At 57.3% G+C, this 18,621-nt stretch carries 11 protein-coding genes; 5 read left to right on the forward strand and 6 right to left on the reverse strand.

What is annotated here, in order from left to right:
* Positions 1-208: 208 nt before the first annotated feature.
* The 6 genes from J3T92_RS08420 to J3T92_RS08445 all read right to left on the reverse strand — a co-directional run bounded on the left by J3T92_RS08420 (position 209) and on the right by J3T92_RS08445 (position 11,295).
* Positions 209-1,273, reverse strand: a complete 1,065-nt coding sequence (locus J3T92_RS08420; RefSeq protein WP_267401046.1) for an Abi family protein — start codon at positions 1,271-1,273, stop codon at positions 209-211.
* Between the two features lie 621 nt (positions 1,274-1,894).
* Complete coding sequence (nhaC, locus tag J3T92_RS08425) at positions 1,895-3,376, reverse strand: Na+/H+ antiporter NhaC (protein WP_267401048.1); 1,482 nt, start codon at positions 3,374-3,376, stop codon at positions 1,895-1,897.
* Positions 3,373-4,557, reverse strand: coding sequence for a MalY/PatB family protein (locus J3T92_RS08430; RefSeq protein WP_267401049.1), 1,185 nt, complete (start codon positions 4,555-4,557; stop codon positions 3,373-3,375). Before J3T92_RS08430 ends, nhaC begins: the two co-directional genes overlap by 4 nt.
* A 100-nt stretch (positions 4,558-4,657) precedes the next feature.
* Positions 4,658-5,482 carry a helix-turn-helix transcriptional regulator gene (locus J3T92_RS08435; RefSeq protein ID WP_267401051.1) on the reverse strand — a complete coding sequence of 275 codons (825 nt, stop codon included), beginning with the start codon at positions 5,480-5,482 and terminating at the stop codon, positions 4,658-4,660.
* A 2,269-nt stretch (positions 5,483-7,751) separates the two neighbouring features.
* Complete coding sequence (locus J3T92_RS08440; RefSeq protein WP_267401053.1) at positions 7,752-9,506, reverse strand: amino acid ABC transporter ATP-binding/permease protein; 1,755 nt, start codon at positions 9,504-9,506, stop codon at positions 7,752-7,754.
* A gap of 4 nt (positions 9,507-9,510) precedes the next feature.
* Entirely contained in the window at positions 9,511-11,295 is a 1,785-nt protein-coding gene (locus J3T92_RS08445; RefSeq protein ID WP_267401055.1) for an ABC transporter ATP-binding protein/permease, read from the reverse strand.
* A 221-nt stretch (positions 11,296-11,516) separates the two neighbouring features.
* Between J3T92_RS08445 and J3T92_RS08450 the strand changes: the two genes are divergently transcribed.
* The 5 genes from J3T92_RS08450 to J3T92_RS08470 all read left to right on the forward strand — a co-directional run bounded on the left by J3T92_RS08450 (position 11,517) and on the right by J3T92_RS08470 (position 18,556).
* A complete protein-coding gene (locus J3T92_RS08450; protein WP_267401056.1) occupies positions 11,517-12,125 on the forward strand; it encodes an MptD family putative ECF transporter S component in 609 nt (202 codons plus the stop codon).
* Positions 12,126-12,497: 372 nt separating this feature from the next.
* Positions 12,498-12,821: an energy-coupling factor transporter transmembrane component T gene (locus J3T92_RS08455; protein WP_324123918.1), complete on the forward strand. Its 324-nt coding sequence runs from the start codon at positions 12,498-12,500 to the stop codon at positions 12,819-12,821.
* On the forward strand, positions 12,799-14,331 hold the full coding sequence (locus J3T92_RS08460) for an ABC transporter ATP-binding protein (protein ID WP_267401057.1): 1,533 nt from the start codon (positions 12,799-12,801) through the stop codon (positions 14,329-14,331). The genes J3T92_RS08455 and J3T92_RS08460 overlap by 23 nt, the downstream gene beginning before the upstream one ends.
* Before the next feature lie 62 nt (positions 14,332-14,393).
* Entirely contained in the window at positions 14,394-15,095 is a 702-nt protein-coding gene (locus tag J3T92_RS08465; protein ID WP_220237321.1) for an ABC transporter ATP-binding protein, read from the forward strand.
* 2 nt (positions 15,096-15,097) lie between these two features.
* Positions 15,098-18,556, forward strand: a complete 3,459-nt coding sequence (locus J3T92_RS08470) for an FtsX-like permease family protein (protein WP_267401058.1) — start codon at positions 15,098-15,100, stop codon at positions 18,554-18,556.
* Positions 18,557-18,621 lie beyond the last annotated feature (65 nt).

Consider the following 18,621-nt stretch of genomic DNA (forward strand, 5'->3'; position numbering starts at 1 on the left):
CAACCGAATGTATGACCACACCCCGCCGAATCATTCTATGTAAAGAGAACTTTCAACAATACTGCAAGCAGGAACAGAGAAATCAATTATAAAAGCCTGCAATCACTATTGAGTTACACAGTCGGTTTCAACACTGATGAAGAAGGAAATGGTCAGAACTCTTGCTCTCCGATAAAATGACCACCTTAAACCGGTGACTGAGCAGGATTCACTTAACTGAAAAAGGCTGAGGGATAAAATGCAATCTTCCGCTTTGATGCGGCTGGTCACTTTCAGCTTTAATGTATTCCGAGAACGCTCGCGAAATACGAATAATGCATGCAAGAGTATTCCTTAAGTGGATGCACTCCGAATTCCCCTGATAATACTGCTCGTAATTCTTGCATATTCTTTGTTCTAGATCTGACATCAATTTTGCTGCTATGCGTCGTATGGGCATACTGTTACAGACTATAAGAAACATGCACAAGAAACTTGAATAGTCATAGACAAGTTGCGACTTCTTAATCGTACTCGGAATAGGCGCCGGGGGGTTATCCATTTGGAATAAATCGCACAAACATCCATCAACAAACTCAGTCTGAGGCACATGGCCATGCTTGTTTGTCCTATCCACATCCAACAGTAACGGGGCACTATGCGATACCGCATTTCGCAACCTACGGAAGTTGCCAAAAAATTTTGTAGCATTGTCTCTCAGATGCAATGACTCCAGATACTTCATATATGAATCAATCAAATCACCCAGATTGAAGCATTCCCATAAGTTCCATATTTCTGGGTCAGGGAAATATTTGCGAACCATAGCATCTGAATAAGGAGAATATTTAAGCTTAATTCCTGTCTTGCCAGGCCTGCCATCGTGCTGATTTCGATAGCCAGTCTTTTCATCAAATACAAAGCGATCATATGGATCAACCAGCTTTGCAATTCGTCTGCCGTCAAGCTCAGAATTTGACATCAATAAATTATTGAATCGCACTTTCAAATCATGTTCCGCGTTTGCTACCAAATATTCCAGTGCCATCCTGAGTTCATAGTCAATGACCGCCAAATCTTTGAGTACAGCGAAATCGAGATTCTTGTACTTCCCGTCTTCGTGCTTGTTGAAATTAGAAGCATATCGCTTAATCCGAAATAGGTAGGTGTTCGCAGATAGATATGCTTTAGCGGATTCCTCATTACAGATATCGAATACGATGCCGTCGTTTTGCAAATTAGCAATTTGAAAATCGAGGCTTTTAGCCAGACACATGCGCTTTGAACTGTCCACATTGGCCCCCGCAGCTAAACTAATGGGGCATCCGCTTCGAAAAGCGCTGCCCCATTAGTGAAGAGCTGGCCAATGTGACCAACTCCCTTTTGACTTTGTACCTACAATGCTAATTACATATAAGCATCTGTCAATTTATTTCGCGCGTGTTGAAAATATGGTTTTGACGCAAACAAAGGATAGATTTTTCTGTTTTTTCAAGGACTTATCAGGTGCTGCTGAGTATGTTTTCTGAAGTTATGAATACCGAGCAAATTTCATAATATTTAAAACTGATCTGTTGTCGATTCAACATAACAGCGCCAACAAAGTGCTCGATCTAAAGATAAAATTACTAAACATTTGATCTTTGCTGTTCACTGAGATGAGACTAGTTATATAAGTGCTGCTTTCATAGTCAAACTTACTGATTCTGCACTCGAGAGAAACATAGAAACCTGCATTAACGCCATTAAGTTCAGCGCTGGTCGTTGAAGCCAGGACGACTAATTTGCTGCTTTCCGAACAATGAAAAGAGACCGAACCCATGCAGATCCATATTCGTTTTCCGACTGACAAGAAAAGCGCCACAACAGGTACTGCCCAGTGGTGGCGCTAATTAGCCATAACAGAGAAAAGGCTCTACGCTTCCTTCTCCTTATCCAGCTCAGCGAGCATGGCCTTCTGCTCATCCGGCGTTAGCTTCCTGATGCCAATTCCTGTGTATCCCCAGATGGTGGCAAAGATCACGCCGGTCCAGCAGAGAGTTGCCCAAGGCATATAGGAGAGCGTGGGCACCCCCAACGTGGCCGCCATGTAGGCGCCAGCAGCTGTCCAAGGCAGGATCGGCTCGAATATGGTGCCGGAGTCCTCTATGCTTCGCCCGAGATTGCAAGGATGCAGACCTCGACGAATGTAGGCAGGCCTCAACAGCTCGCCAGGCAGCAGGAGGGAGACCTGCCCGTTGCAGGTGGTGGATATGGTCAGGATGCCGGTCAGCAGGGTGACGACAATCAACGAGCCAGTGCTCTTGCTGATCTTAAGCAGAGACTCCACTATCTTGTTCAAAGCCCCGGAAGCCGAAAGCACTCCTGCGAAGGAGAGGGCGCAGAACGCAATTAGAAGGGTGCTCATCATGCTCTCCATGCCACCCCGATTCAGCAGACTGGTGATGTCCTTGGCTGCGGGACCCAGGTTGAAGCCCTTGGGGAGCATAGAGGTGTCGAATCCGTTGACAATGGCGTTGAACGCGTTGGTGACGGAAAAGCGCTGGATGACGACAGCGTTGAACATGGCCACCGCCGACGAGAGCAGCATGACTGGAATAGTCGGCTTCTTCCACGCCGACCCGATCAGGATGATCAGGAGTGGTATAAGCAGCATGGGCACGTTCCAGGTGAAAGCCTGCGAAAGCGTGTTGTTCATCTCGGCGACTTTGTCAAAGCCACGGCCGCCTGTGGACTGGACTCCACGGCCCGCCACAAACATGACTATCGATGCCACCAGCAAGGAGGGGAAGGTGGTCCACAACAGGTGCTTCATATGCGTGAACACATTCACATGGGTGATGGCCGCAGCCAGGTTGGTGTCCCCGGACAGAGGGGAAAGCTTGTCTCCGAAATAGGCGCCACTGACCACTGCACCAGCGACGATGGCGGGATTGATGCCATCCATGCCCAGCGCCACTCCCATGAAGGCCACGCCAATGGTACCTGCGGAACCCCAGGAGGTTCCCGTGCAGACCGAAGTGATGGCCGTGACCAGCAGAGCCGTCAGATAGAGGTACTTGGGCGATACGATCTTGAGGCCGAAGTAAACCATCATGGGAATGGTTCCGCCGATCATCCAGGATCCGATAAGCATGCCCACCACTATCAGAATCAGCATGGCAGGCATGATCCCGGCGATCTTCTCGGCTATGGTGTTGAGCATCTCATCGTATCCGTGGCCAAGCATGTAGGCGATGATCGCTGCCACCACGGCAGCCATGATAAGCATCGGTTCAGCGGGAAGTTCCAGCCAGATAGCCCCAACCCCCATAAACACCGCCATGGCGATAATTGGAGTCAGTGCCAAGAGCAGGGTGGGGGAACGCTGCTCTCTTTGTTTCCTTTCCTTCGTCATTGCAGGGTCACCTTTCTCGTGGAAGTACCAAGCGCCCGATGCATGCGCGACAGTGCCTCGGTCAGAATCGGCGTAGTTGTTGCCAGGTTGATACGCACAAAACCGCTGCCGCCCAGACCGAAGTCAGTCCCCGGATCCAGCTTCAGACCCTGGTCAGTCAGCCGCTTTTCGATCTCCTCATCCTGAAGTCCCAGCCCTCTCATATCTATCCAGGCCAGATAAGTGCCTTCAGGTTCGATCAGCTTCACGCCATCCATTCCGGCAACGCAGTCGCGCAAAAGATTGGTGTGCTTCTCGAGCTCAGCAAGAAGCTCGTCCAACCAGTCTGCGCAATGGTCATATCCTGCCTGAGTAGCAACTTGTGCAAAATAGCGGGGATTATGGCAGCCGGCATCATCGATGGCCTTTTCCACCTTGTGCCGCAGATCAGCATCAGGAACGACGATGTTGGCAGTTTCCAGCCCAGCGATGTTGAAGGTTTTCCCCGGGGAAGTAAAGGAGATGCCTCCAGCTGCCTCGGGCGAAGAGGTCAGATAAGGCCGGAATCGATATCCTGAATGGATCAGATCAGCATGGAACTCATCTGAGATGACCAGAACATCATGCTTGGCGGCAGCCTTGGCAACCTTAGCCAGTTCGTCACGGGTCCATACACGACCGGTGGGGTTATGCGGGTTGGTGATTACCATCGCATTGGCCTTGTCAAGCAGGTCTTCAAGCGCATCAAAATCGAACCGGTATTTTCCCTGGCCGTCTATCTTCAGCATCCATGGAAGGACCTTGCACCCTGCGGCCTTGATCGCCGTTGGGGTGGGCGAATATGCAGGATAGGGAACGATTACCGAGCTGACGGGCGGCAGAGCCTCCCTGAGTATGGCCGGCAAGGATTCTACCATTCTTCCTACCGGCACCAGACTGGCGGGACTGATCTGCCAGCCGTGGCGCCTTTTGAACCAGTCGCACACTGACTGTCTATACGAGGGGTCCAGGTAAGTGTAGCAGAAATCACCCACCTGAGCACGCTCGACCACAGCCTGGACCAACGGGTCCGGGGCTTTGAAATCCATATCTGCCACCGACAGGGATATGGCATCGTCACCGCAGTTGCGATGTGCATCATCCCAACGGATGCTATGTATTCTTCCCAGATCCTGGGTTGAAACGGGATGTAGAAGACCCATGATTACGTCTGTTCCCTTCTTTACAACTATGCCGGATACCTTGCCTTCATTAGCAATGCAATCCTCTGAGGCCACCATGGCCTCGGTACCACTCCCCCGCTTATTGCTTTTTCTTATCTTTAACGGAGGTCGTCTCGTCTATTTCTTTGAGATAGTTGTAGACGGTGAACCGTGAAATCTGCAAACGGTCGGCTAAGGTCTCGGCCGCGTCTCGCAGGAAGAAAAAGCCCTGTTCTTTGGCTTGTCGTATCACCTCCTTTTTATGGCTTTTCGTCATCAGCTCGACCGGTACACCCTGGCTGGCAACAGCACGGTCAAGCACGATATTTGCCAAGTCGTCAAGGTTGTGGACGAAGGCTTCACCCGCGGAGCTGGCTTCGGCCGATCCTGTTCCCTGATCTATCTGCCCTGTCTCAGATCCGGCTTTCTCGGCGCCACGCTGTTGGTTCTGATCCAAGTCTTCATCAAGTTCAGCTTCCGACTTTGGTTCAGAGCTTGCGTCTACACTGCCGTAGAGCATTTGCTGGCATATTTTCAGAAGCCCCGACCAGATCTCGACACTGCTGTTGATGCACAATGCAGCGACCGGATTCCCTCGGCTATCTTTGACGGCGATAGTGGCACAACGAATCCGACGCCCGTCAGGCAGAACAGAGCTGTAGTTGACCATGGTGCGAACCCTACCCTCAGCCATCTGCTTGAGCAGCACATCGGTCGCCGGATCACCGACCTTGCGACCGGTCAAGCCTCCTGCGATGGCGACAATGGTGGTGGGCACCTGTGAAAGGTCATGCACCACAACCTCGCAATCCGCCATAAGCGATGCCAGCGGCTCCACCAGCTGGGCCAAGGATTGGATTATCAGGGCACGCTCTACGCTGTCCTGCGCCTTAAGGTCGCGTGCCGATTGTGCATCGTTGCTCATACATCATCTCTTTCATGAAGTAGCTAAAGATAGTATAACCATTTAATAAACATTTTGTTGAGCGTTTCTATTAATTGTTTATTTTTCCCTGTCGCTCTTCCGAATTCACGATCTTCATAGGAGATATTCATCCGTTCAAATCGTTGAAAATCCGGCTGTTTAACCACGAAACACATAATGTTGAACGCAAGGCTGCAGACATCCATAATCTGCAGATATGGAATTAAAGTAGCCAGCTAGACCCTTGACAGGGGCTTCAAGATATCGAAAAGGCTACGCCCTAGCGGGAATCGTGTTTGCCCAAGTAAGTTGCTTGAAACCGTATCTTTGACGACTAACAACTGCCAGACTGACCAGATGGGCTGGCATCCGCTTATTAATTAGTAAAGCAAATCAGTAAAGCGATAACCTTGCTGATGGACTTAATTACCTCAACTCTGCCGAAAGAAATCCTCCACTTTTCAACTCTCTTAAGACGGCTAGGCTCCATGAACCACGCTTGCGCAGGAACCTTATCGAGATATCGCCACCCCGAGTGAGAGCTGACACCTGTTTTACTGAATCACTTTTCTCCGAACTGACTTCAATTGAACTTGCCATGTGCGAAAGACAGCAGATGGTTAACTCGGGCACAGACCGAGGAACGAGGGAGACGATTAGACAAGTGCGGCCACCCCTCTGTTCAATCAGCATGGTTTGAACTCCTCTCCAAAGTGAGCATCCATTCGCCAGGTCTAAGAGAAAAATCCAAACCTTTTAGAACAGCGACTTGGCCGCCGTGTTTACCCGGATCATTCCTGCCCGCGTCTGAGAAGGAAACCGTCCTGGACTCCTCTCCTATAAATTACGTTAGCGAATTGTCGAAGTTTAGCTCAACCTCGCTCGCAGGTGGCCCCTTATCTAAAAGCGATTTGGCCCACACCTTCCATAGTGTCGAGCTGTGCCCCCACGCCACCGCTAGATTGGTTTATCCACAGCACTGACCCAACCCGCAGTGCGGGGCAGACTGGACACTATGGCAGAAAAGCAGGAAAATCAGCCAAGAATCGACTGGGCATGTGGCCAAAACGCCGGGGACCACGCTCATCATCGAAAACGGAAGCACCTGGCAAGTGGGTATTCGACATGAGCCTTCCCAGAACGCGCATATGCAGCGGACCTTAATAAGACTGGTCTGTTGCACAACCAGTGTTGTATTTAATTGCCTGGTAAGAGCCAGGCAGGAATGGCTGGACCTTTCGCGTTCACGGAAGAGAGCAGCCCACCCTGTTGGACGGGCTGCCTGGACATCACCGCTTCCTGTGCCACACGTCATACAGGACTGCACACGCCATCATGACCAGACACATCAGCCAAGCAGCGTACGAATCCATCCTGCCCGCGAGCGCTGGGACACCCACGAGAGCAGCAGCCATGAAGTACGATCCGCGACCGTCCTTGTTTGGATTACCATTAGGCATCCAAACCACCTCGGCATATTGATAGAACAGCCAACCCGGATGAGCTGGCGGCCGCCATCTCCGCATCACCGGCATGGCGACTATCTGATTTTATCCCATGATGAACTTCTTCGGTCGTCGACGGCGATATGATGGGGTTTGTCGGGAGACGGCAGCATCACCCGGTAGATATAAGAGGTAAGGATAAATTCTTTTAGCATCTGCTGGTGCCGTACCCGATTGGGCCGTTTGGGGTCCATTGATAGAACGGAGGCCGATAGCTATTGCGCTGTCGGCCTTTTCCTATACAGATAGGCTATCTTCGGATGACCCTGCTCAGCTAATATCTTTACCTGGCGGTCAGTCCAAAAAAGATGGCCACAACTCCAACAACTAATCGGCGATGTTACCCATCCATTCGAGGTGTGTAATGGAGACGATGGCAATCTTCTACTCTATGAGGAAAGCCACTGTCAGCTATGAAGATATGAACCCTGAGGCGGCTCTTCCGGTTATGGCATACACAACAAATTGAGCAGTTCCCCTTCTGGCATCTAGTAACTTTTGCGACTCGCTGGCATCATCTTTTAAAGAGTTATCGCATTCTAGCGTTCCTATGCAGTCTACAGACAGACTGTCGGTTGACCACTGTTACATACGTTTGGCATAGCATATAGACCTATCCCGCTAGATTTCCTAACTCGATACAGCTAAAAGTCAGCAAATTATAACGAAATCATGTGTTGCCATACCTCTCAATCAGCTATTCACCTGACAAGGCTAGAGATTCTTCAGAAGCAATAGCAGCAGAACACGAACTTCTCTCATCTCTATCCTACCGCGCACGACATGGCATCTTTCTCCTCAACTAGTTTGCCGTCTCGCAGCGTCAGCAACCGGTCAACCCTGGCAAGGACCGAGGGACGATGAGAGACGATCAGACAGGTACGGTCGCCCTTCCGCTCGATCAGCCTGGTCAAGACCCGGCCCTCGAGGAGAGCATCCATATTGCTGGTGGGCTCATCCAGAAGCATGAATGGCGCCGAGCTCAAAAAGGCGCGAGCCAGAGCCACCCTTTGCCGCTGTCCATCGGACAGGTCCGAGCCGTTGTCAGCAAGCAGATGATCCAAGCCGTCAGGCAGCTGGTCGATCAGATCATCCAGGCAGGCATCATGAGCTGCCTTCTCAATATCTTCTCTGCTGGCATCGGGCCGGGCCAGAGCGATGTTATCCGCCAAAGTAAGGCTAAATATATAGGTGTCTTGACTCACCAAAGCCTGCTGGGCACGCAGGTCGACAGTGTGAATCGTCTCGATAGGCAGACCGGAAACCGTCAGATCCCCACCACTGCGCTCCTGGAACCGCATCAGCAGATCGATCAAGGTAGACTTGCCAGCTCCGTTGGCGCCTTGGATGCCGATCAGCTCGCCAGGCTTGATGGAAAGATCCAGACCGTCCAAAACCGAGACTCGGCCACCATGTTCACCTGAGTCAGTCTTGCCCGTGTCAGTCTTGCCAGCGTAGGAGAAGGAGACGGCCTTGGCCTCCTCTCCAGTGAACTCCGCCAGGGGATCCCCATGACCGGATTCCACCTCACGTACAGGCGGCTCCTTATCCAGAAGCGAGAAGACCCGTCGAGCCGCGGCCAAGGTGGGCTGCAGGCCGGCGCCTAGCCGGGCCACAGGTATCAAGGGAGCGAAGGAAGAGAGGAAGCCGACCAGTCCGATCATTCCCCGTGCAGGATTCACCAACCCTGCCGAACCTAGGTGGCAGGCCATCAATGTGAAGACTCCAGCGCAGATCAGAGTGACCACGTTGGTGACCAGATCGTTGGCAATAGTCCGCCCAGAGGTGCGGCCCCGCGCATCCAACATCTGGCCCGTAGCGGCTCCCACCCGGCGACGGGTATTCCCCAGAGCGCCCAACCCCGCCAGCTCTGTGCGGCCCTGCAGAGTCTCCAGAAGAAGGGAATGCAAATTGGCTTGGGCCGTCCGCTCCTGCATGGCTACCTTGAAGGTGGGTCTTGCGCTCAGGATGGGGATGAGCAGACCGACGATGAGGTAGGAGATCACGGCGGCCAGGCCCATCCAGGGCGAGAGCCAGGTGAGCAGGGCCAGGTTGGCCAAGGAAGTCACCAGAGCGATGGCGATGGGTGAAAGGGTGTGGGCGTAGAAAATCTCCAGCAACTCGATGTCATTGGTGATCACCGTCACCATGTCTCCGCGCGCCTGGTCGCGCAGACCGGCCGGGGCCAGGGACCGCATCTTGTCGAAGACCGTCGTGCGGATGTCGCGGAGCATGCTGAAGGCCATCTCATGGTTGCAGTACTGCTCCCCATAGGCCATGACCCCCCGGCTGAGGGCGGTCAGGACCGCCGCCAAGGCCCAGACGACCCACTGTCCATTCAGCGGAGGCCAGTCAGCAACCAGGCCGATCAGGGCCGCAGCGGCTGCCATCATGCTCCAGACCGCAAAGAGGTGGCCTAGGCTGCCGCAGAGGACGGCCTTGCCCTCCGTGCCGGCCAGAGGCTTCATCAGCCGGGCCATGCGGCGCATCATCACCAGGTTGCCGGTCGTCTGCTGCATGCTGTCACTCCCCGTCCTCATACTGGGCCTGCTCCTTCCACTGGGCCGCAAATCCGCCCCCGGCATCCATCAGCTCACGGAAACCGCCGCTCTCCGCCAGACGGCCCCCCTGCAAGAAAAGGATGCAATCGGCATTGCGGACCCCGGCCAGGCGGTGGGTGATGGTCAGGACCAGGGACTCCTTGCCCAGCGCGTCCATCAGAGCAGCCAAGGTAACGTCATGCTCGCGGTCAACGGCGCTGGTGGCCTCATCGAAGATGTAAACAGAGGAACGCCGCAGAAGCCCGCGTGCAATGGACAGCCGCTGGCGCTGCCCTCCGGAGAGGTTGCCTCCCTCAGGGTCGATGGGAGCGTCCAGCCCGCCCTTGCCTTGGACAAGACCGGTCAGACCGACCTTGTCCAACGCGTCCAGCAGCTCACCATCCGAGTAGCCCAGTCCGGCCGGATCGAGATTCGACCTGACGGTTCCGGTGAAGAGGTGGTCGGTTCCCCGAACCACGGTCTGCAGGCCAACCAGGTCCTCACGTGACAGGTCGCTGATCTTGCGTCCTCCAATAGACAGTTCTCCGGTATACCCCTGAAGGCGTCCGGACAGCAGGCCCGCCAGGGTGCTCTTGCCCGAGCCCGAAGCGCCGACCAGGCCCACACGCCCCTTGGCCGGGAGATCGAAGTTCAGATTGGTCAGAGCCTGGAAGCCGTCAGGATAGGTGTAGGTCAGATTGCGAGCGCGGATGCCCAGCGCACCGGCAGATCCCGATGCGGGCCCTGGGACAGCGTCCGAGGCGTATTGCGGAGCCGCCGACTCCCTGTCACCCACCTGCCGCGCCTGGAGAATGTTGTCGATGGCCTTGCCCTGCTTGATGGCGACCATGCCGGAATGCATCATGTAGACCAGCTGCCGCTCGGGCGCAAAGAGTCGAACCCCGGCCAGGGCGACGACCAGGCAGGATAGCACTCGAGAGGACCCTCCTTGCCCAATCAGGACTGTGGCTGCAACCGCCAGAATGAGGCTGGCGTAGATGACTGCGTCAGCCTTGATCAGCGAGCGCAGCTGCCCGCCCAGGACCCCCATGGTTATCCGGCGGAACCCCTCGGACTCCTCGGCCAGATCATCAGCCTGCCGCTGGTCCGCTCCAAAGATCTTCAAGGTGCTGAGCCCCCTCAGGGCATGCTCGAAGTGGACGCCGACCTTGTCGTACTTGCGTAGCTGGCCCAGCTGCACTTTGATGTTCTCGCCCATGGTCGGCTTGGAGGCCAGGGGCAGGGCCACCATGCCGATCACGACGATCCCTGCAGCCAACGGGCTGACGGGCAGGAGGACGGCCAGGGTCACGACCAGCATCAGGGTAGTCTGGACCAGGGCCGGAATGTAGGCCGTAAAGTAGGAGACGACCGACTTGACCCCCTCGGTCGAAAGCCTAGCCAGGGTCTGCGCCGGAACGTCCAGGTCGTTCTCCTGACCATTGGGGTCGAACACGGATAAGTACAGGGCCTGGGAGAGCGCCTGGCCCATCCCATCGGCCAGCCTGGCGCTAACGGATCTGGCGACCGCCTGAGTCAGGAACCGAACCAGAATCAGCCCGCCTATCAAGACCGTCAGAAGCCCAGGCCGACCGGGCACCCAGGCAAGGGCACGAGGGACAGGCAGGCCAAGGGAACGGCCTACGGCCGCGATGGCCACCGGCAGGAGGAGGACCTCCGCCAGCGCGCCGATCGTCTGCAGGAGGGCCAGCAGGAAGCTGGCGCCCATCCTGGCTCCCGGTAGATGAAGTAGTCGCTTGCTGATCATGCCTGTCCTTTGCGCCGCCTTTCTGATACTCCCTTCTCGGTGAACCCTAACAAAATCCCTGCGCGCCAGGCAATACCCTTATTGTGAAGCCCCGGCAAGAGAAATAAAAGAATATCATTTACTTTTCCTCCTAGCTCCCCTAGAATGGACGGCACAACCCGACTTCGGCGGATATATGGCCTAGAGCCGAGCGGCCGCCACCCGCACGGGAGCGATCCTTTATGAAAGCACTCAAGACAAAAGACCTGGTCAACGTCGGTATTTTCACGGCCCTCTACCTCGTCAGCATGGCTGTGGGCAACTTCATCACCATCTTCGTGGCGGGCCTGATTATGCCCGGCCTCTCCTCCCTCTTCATACCAGCCATGGTTGGACTGGTCTCTGGCCCGGTCTACATGCTGATGATCCGTCAGGTGCCTAGATTCGGGGCCGTCACCATCGTCGGCGTCATCATGGGCCTCTTCCTGCTGGTCTTCGGCCACTTCGCCCTCTCCTTCATCCCTTACGCTTTCTGTGGCCTGCTGGCTGATCTGGTTCAGTCCTCGCTCAGGGAGAGCCGTCCCAATCTGGCCCGTTACCTGAGCTATGCCATCCTCACCTTTGGCTGCACCGGACCCGTCCTTCCCCTCTGGTTCATGAAGGACGCCTACGTGGCAAGCCTGGTCCGCCGTGGCAAAAGCCAGGAGTACATCAACGGGGTCTTCACGCCCATCACCGGAGCCACCTTCCTGGTCTGCATTCTGGCCACCCTGGTCGGCGCCCTGCTCGGGGCATGGATAGGCGCCAGGATCGTCGACAGGCATTTCAACCGGATACCCGCCAAGCAATGAGGCCTATCTCCATCTACACCAGATTCCTGCTGGTCATCTTCGCCAATGCCCTGATTTTCGTCACCTTGCCCATCCCGCTGGTCCTGGCCATCAACATCTACTTCTGCAGCTTCCAGGTCATCGTGGGCAGGGTGAGGAAGGGCCAGGCCTGGCTTCTGGTCTGCCTGGTCTTCGCCCTGGGCGCCTCCCTGGCCATGGTTTTTCCTGAAAACCTGCCGGGGCATTACCTGCTCTTCCTCTTCGTCGGCGTGGGCAGGGTCCTCCCTCTGGTGCTGGTGGCGGCCTTCATGATGGGCACCACCAAGGTCTCGGAGCTGGTCTACCTGCTGCGCAAGATTCACGCCCCCCCAGTGGCTGGTCATCCCCGTAAGCGTGCTCTTCCGCTTCTTCCCGACCGTCAGGCACGACTATGCCCAGATCAGACGGGCCATGAAGTTCAGGGGGATTGCCGTCACCACGGGCGACATGATCTGTCACCCACTGCGGACCATGGAGTACATTTACGTGCCTCTCCTCAACAACGCCACCAATGTGGCCACCGACCTGACCTCGGCCGCCCTGACCAGGGGGATCGGCGACCCCGGGCCCAAGGCCTCCATCCAACGGATTGCCTTCACTGGACTGGATGCGATCATGTGCGCCCTGGGCCTGGTCCTTATGGGATGTGGAGCCTATGTTGCAATGTTCCAGGCTTAGCTTCACCTACGAGGGCGCCAGCAGGCCATCCCTCGAAGAGGTCTCCTGCCAAATGGACCGAGGCCGGGTGACCGTGGTTACTGGGCCGAGTGGGTGCGGCAAGACCACCCTGTCCAGGATCATCAACGGCCTGATTCCCGAGCTCTACGAGGGCAAGCTGGGGGGAGAGTGCCTCATCGGGGGCCAACCCACCACGGCCCGGCCCATCTACCGGCTTTCGGAGCAGGTGGGATCGGTCTTCCAGAATCCCAAGACCCAGTTCTTCACCACCGACGTCCGCAGCGAGCTGGCCTTCCCCTTAGAGAACACCGGGGTACAGCCGGAGGCCATCCAGGAACGTATGGACCAGGTGGCCGACCTCTTCGGCATCGCCCCGCTCATGGACCGGGACATCTTTTCCCTGTCCGGAGGCGAGAAGCAGGTGATCGCCATCGCCTCCTCCTGCATGATGGATCCGCAGATTCTGATCCTGGACGAGCCCTCCGGCAACCTGGACGTCGAAGCAGTGGCCGTCCTGGCGCAGATTTTGGGCCGCTTGAAGGAGCGGGGCCTGACCATGGTCCTGATCGAGCACCGCCTCTACTACCTGGACGGCCTGGCTGACGACTTCCTGGTCATGAAGGACGGCAGGCTGACGGAGCATATGACGCCGGCCGCCATGAGAGGGCTGGATGATCCAAGCCGCCAGGTCATGGGGCTGCGGGCCCTCAAGCTGGATGCGGCCCAGGAGGCGAGCGCCCCTGCCAGGGTCATCGCCGAGAAGACCCCCGATCTGCTGCGGGTCAGGAATCTGACCTATGCCTACCACCGCGACCAGGCTCCCGCCCTGGATGTGGACGACTTGACCCTGTCCAGCGACGACATCACCGGCATCATCGGCCGCAACGGTGCTGGCAAGAGCACTTTCGCCTCGGTCCTTACCGGCCTGCTCAAGCCTGGCGACAAGTCGGAAATAAGCCTGAATGGGGCCAGGCAGACCAGCAGGGAGCGTGTCGAGGACTCCTATATGGTCTTTCAGGATGTCAACTACCAGCTCTTCAGCGAGACCGTCGAAGGCGAAATGCTCCTTGGGGCCAGACGAACCGACCTCTTCAGGGAAGTGGCACGAAAACTTGACCTGGAGCGGCTCCTGGGCCGGCACCCCAACACCCTTTCCGGCGGAGAGAAACAGCGAGTGGCCATCGCGGCCGCCATACTGTCGGGCAAACGCCTGACGGTTCTGGACGAGCCAACCAGCGGCCTGGACCTGCTCCACATGAACCAGGTGACCGGGATGATCCGCTATATGCGCTCCCTGGGAGTCATGGTGATCGTCATCTCGCATGACCAGGAGTTCCTGGCACAGACCTGCCAGCGGTTCATCACCTTCCGCCAGGGCAGGCCGGTCAGGGACAGTCGCAAACTGGGGCAACCTCCTGCAAGCCCTCTGAGCCCTTGCCGGGCCTGTGGACATGTTGCCGCCCGGCAGGCGGTTCTCCTGTGCCCCAGGCCCTACGAACGTATACAGTAGTGGGGAGCAGAGCATCGGGGGGCGTCCCTTGCGTCGGACGGCCAGGGTTACGAGAGGGCATGATGGGCTATATCGACGTCATTGGAGAAACGAAGCGGTATGCGACCGGCGAGACGACCATTGTGGCCAACAACGACGTCACCTTCTCCATCGAGAGAGGCGAGCTGGTGGTCATCCTCGGAGCCTCGGGGGCGGGCAAGTCGACTGTGCTCAACATCTTGGGCGGCATGGACACCTGCGACGAGGGCCAAGTGATCGTGGACGGGAAGGACATCGCCGGCTATGACGCCAGGCAGCTGACCACCTACCGCCGCTATGACGTGGGCTTCGTCTTCCAGTTCTACAATCTGGTGGCCAACCTGACCGCCAGGGAGAATGTGGAGCTGGCTTCGGAGATCGTAGACAACGCTGCCGACCCGGTCCAGACCCTGATCGACGTAGGCCTGGGCGACCGGATCGACAACTTCCCTGCCCAGCTTTCCGGCGGCGAGCAACAGCGGGTGGCCATTGCACGGGCCGTAGCCAAGAACCCCAAGATCCTGCTCTGTGACGAACCCACCGGAGCCCTGGACTATCGGACCGGCAAGCAGGTGCTGCGCATCCTCCAGGACCAGTGCCGCCAGAAGGGCGCCACCGTGGTCATCGTCACCCACAACGCGGCCATCGCCCCCATCGCCGATAGGGTCATCCGCATGCACGACGCACGGGTCCAGGCCGTGCAGACCAACGACAGCCCCGAAGACATCGAAAACGTGGAGTGGTGAGGATGCAGCCCGTCAGAAAGGTGCTCTGGCACGACATCCGGGTCTCCCTGCGCAAGTCCTTGGGACGGTTCATCTCCGTCGTCTGCCTGGTGGCGCTGGGCTCCTTCGCCCTGGTCGGGCTGAGTGTGACCGGACCAGACATGCGGCAGGCCGGCAACGTCTACCTGTCCAGCCACCATCTGGCTGATCTGATGGTCATCAGCAGCTATGGCCTGGACCAGGAGGACCGGGATGCCATCGACACCGCCCCCGGCAGCTCGGGAATCGAATACGGGTATCTGAAAGATGTGGTGCTCAAGGGGACCGATAAGAGCCTGCGCATCTACTCCGCCCCCGACCGGATCTCCACCTATGAGCTGGTCGACGGATCCATGCCCAGCAGACCGGATCAGGTGGCGGTCGACACGGCCCTAGCCGGAAGCCACCCCATCGGCAGCAGCATCAAGGTGGACGAGAAAGCCGACCAGCTGGGCAGGAAGGTCTTGAGGCATCACAGGCTTCGTGTCGTAGGCACGGTCAGGTCGACCGAAATTCTGAGCAAGGTCAACATGGGACCCTCTACAGCCGGATCCGGTTCCTTGGACTCCTACGCTGTGACCACGCCCGGGGCCTTCGATTCGGCCGAGTATATGATCGCCCGCCTGACTTTCAAGGACCTGGACCGGATCAGGGACCACTATTCCGACCAATACACCCAGGCCCTGCAGACCCACAAGGACGACCTGAACAGGATTCTGTCAGGACGTCCCACCGCCAGGCTGAATGACATCAAGACCCCCCTGAAGAAGAAGCTGGACCAGGGGCAGGACCAGGTGAACCAGTTCAGAGATGAACTCGAGGGGAACCGGCAGCAACTGGACCAGGCCAAAAAAGATCTGGACCAGGGCGCCCAGAGCATCCAGGCTGCCAAGAACCAACTGGCCGCGAAGACGGTGCAGGCCCAGGCAGCTATCGACCAAGGACAGCAGGAGGTGGACCTGAGCTCGGCCGAACTGGCTCGGAAGCAGAGGCAGTACCAGTCCTCCGCCAGCCAGGTGGCCCAGGGCAGGCAACAGGCCGATCAAGGTCAGCAGGCCATCGACCAGGGACAGGCCAGGCTTGATGATTCCCGCCAGCAGCTGAAAGGCGGAAAAGCCCAGGCCGACCAGGCCGTAGCCCAGGCCCAGGAAGCGCAAAAGCAATGCAGACAGGGCATCGCAGAGGTCACCGGCCTCATTCAGGCCATTGATGCTCAACTGGCCACACCCGGGCTGACCCCCCAGCAGCAGGACGAACTCAACCGTAGAAAGGCCGGGCTTCAGGCCCAGCTGGCCGAGCTCAACCGGCAGTCGCCGCAGATCGACGCCCTAGTGGCCAAGGCCAAAGCGGGCCACGATGCCTTCATGGCCAATCAGTACACACCCGGCATGGCACAGGTTGCAGCCGGCCAGCAGACCCTGGATGCGAAGCGGCAAGAACTGACCCAAGCGAGGGCCAAGGTGGAGGAGGGCGAGCGCCAGCTGGCCCAGGGCAAGGCCCAACTTGATCAGGGTTCGGCACAACTGGCCCAGGGCAGGGCCAAACTAGCCCAGGCCCGGCAGCAGCTGGCCAGCAGCCATGCTTCAGCCCAAGGGCAGATCGACCAGGCCCAGGCCACCCTGGATCAGAAAAATGCGGAATACCAGACCAAACTGGACAAGTTCAACAGGGAGAGCCCTGACGCCCAGAAGAAGATCGACGACGCCCAGAAGAAGCTGAACAAGGCGGCCGACCAGCTGAGCCGGCTGGAGAAGCCGGTCTACGCCCTGGATTCGCGCCGTGAAGCGCCCGGCTCAGAGGGCTACAAGGTCTACGCCTCCGTCTCCTTCATCGTGGACTCGCTGGCCAAGGTCTTCCCCTACTTCATGTATCTGGTGGCCGCCCTGGTCACCTTCACCACCATGACGCGCTTCGTGGACGAGGAGCGGATCAATGCCGGAACACTGAAGGCCCTGGGCTACAGGGACCAGGATGTCATGGCCAAGTTCCTGGTCTACGGCGGAGCAGCCTCGGCCCTGGGCGCGCTTCTGGGCATCGTCGCCGGCCACACCCTCTTGCCCTGGATTGTCTACCAGGCTTACGCCCATGCCTTCGACATGCCGACTATCCACTATGGCTTCCACCTGCCCATCACCCTCCTGGCCTGCCTGCTGGCCTTCCTGAGCGCCGTGGTCCCGGCCTTCCTGAGCGCCTGGCGGGAGCTGCGCGAGAAGCCGTCGGCCCTCCTCCTGCCCAAGCCGCCCAGCGCCGGTTCGAAGATCTTCCTGGAACATATCCCGCTAATTTGGAACAGGCTCAGCTTCACTCACAAAGTCACTGCCAGGAACATCTTCCGTTACAAGCAGCGGATGCTGATGACCATCTTCGGGGTCTGCGGGTCAGTGGCCCTGCTGATGGCCGGGTTCGGCGTGCAGGGATCCATCTCGGCCATCAACGAGCACCAATTCGGCCAAGTCATTCGCTACGACCTGATCGCTGCCGAGAACAGCCAGGCCACCACCGACCAGCGCCAATCCATCAAAAAACGGCTGGAAAAGCCCGATGTGAGCCGTTCCCTGAATGTGCGCTACGAGGAGATGAGCAAGACAGCCGGCCATAATGCCGACAAGCAGTCCATCACTATGATCGCGCCGGCCAGCTCCGAGCGCCTGGACGACTTCATCCGCTTGGACACCCGGTCCAGGCACAAGCCCCTGAGCCTCAAGGGCGACGGCGTGATCCTCTCCGAACGGATCGCCCAGCTGACAGCGACAAAGACCGGCGACAAGATCACCCTGCAGGATTCAGGCGGCAAGGACAGGACCATGCGGGTGGACGGCATCTGCGAGATGTACTTAGGGCATTTCGTCTTCATGAGCCCATCGGCCTACAGGACCGTCTTCCACCAGGGCTTCTCGCCCAACGCCCATCTGGTCACCTTCAAGGACTCCAGCGCAGATAACACCAGAAGGCAGGCCGCCTCCTTCATGCGGATAGACGGCATCCAAGGGGTGGTGCAGAACACGACTCTGATGAGCCAGATCGACACCGTAGTCAGGTCCCTGAACATAATCATGCAGGTGCTGATCATCGTAGCCACCCTGCTGGCCCTGGTCATCCTCTACAACCTGACCAACCTGAACGTGGAGGAACGGATCCGCGAGCTGAGCACCATCAAAGTGCTGGGCTTCTACGACCGTGAGGTGACCATGTACATCTACCGGGAGACCATCCTCCTGTCGGCCATCGGCGTCCTTGCCGGGTACGGGTTCGGGGCCTGGCTGCACCACTACATCATCACCACCGTGCCGCCGGACGACGTCCTCTTTGACCCCTCCATCAGCTGGGTGGCCTTCGTTGTGCCCCTGATCATGATCACGGTCATCACGGCCGGCCTGGGCTGGATGGTCAACAACAAGCTCAAGCATGTGGACATGCTGGAGGCTCTCAAGTCGGTGGACTAGGCCATATCGGCATTTACCCATTCTGATGGCGTAAGCTGGCACTCCAAGAGTCCATAAGCCCATGC

Origin of the sequence: Bifidobacterium sp. B4081 (assembly GCF_026537335.1) — a bacterium.
Lineage (GTDB): Bacteria > Actinomycetota > Actinomycetes > Actinomycetales > Bifidobacteriaceae > Bombiscardovia.